The 546-nt window shown below is 43.8% G+C and carries 1 protein-coding gene; it reads right to left on the reverse strand.

Annotation, left to right across the window (positions count from 1 at the left end; translation table 11 throughout):
• A partial coding sequence (locus ACS8FC_RS20240) for a substrate binding domain-containing protein (protein ID WP_439298101.1) occupies positions 1–546 on the reverse strand: 546 nt, incomplete at both ends.

Here is a 546-nt window from a genome sequence, read left to right on the forward strand (position 1 = left end):
GCATCTGGCAGCCTCTAGGTTGATTATTCCAATCAGGCAATACTTGTTGCAAACCACCTGATGTAATCAAAGGCTGTGCATCATAATCGGGGATGAAACCCAGACCGATACCATCCGCAATAGCCCCCGTTAGTAAACTAATATTATCAACTTTTAGACGTATATTGTTTGTTGGCTGATGCGTCTGTACCTCGCCCGTTGTACGATGCTGTAGATGCCAAGTAGACATAGGGGTGCACAATACCGTAGGGTAGCCTGCTAAATCATTGGGCGCTTGGATACCAGAGACATCGATATCGCTGGCTGCACAAATCATAAAGCGAATATTAGTCAGCTGCCGTCCAATCCAATGATCGGCACTGTGATCACCAATACGGAAAGCAATATCAATAGCTTGCGCGTCAATATCAATGGTCTGATTGGACAGACGCAAATCTAAATGGATATCTGGATATTGTTTTAAAAAAGCATTGAAATGAGGCGCTAAAATATCACTACCAAAATTGACAGGGGCGCTGATTCTGATTGTGCCTTTGGCCTCATTTT

Source organism: Psychrobacter sp. 1Y4 (assembly GCF_051847555.1).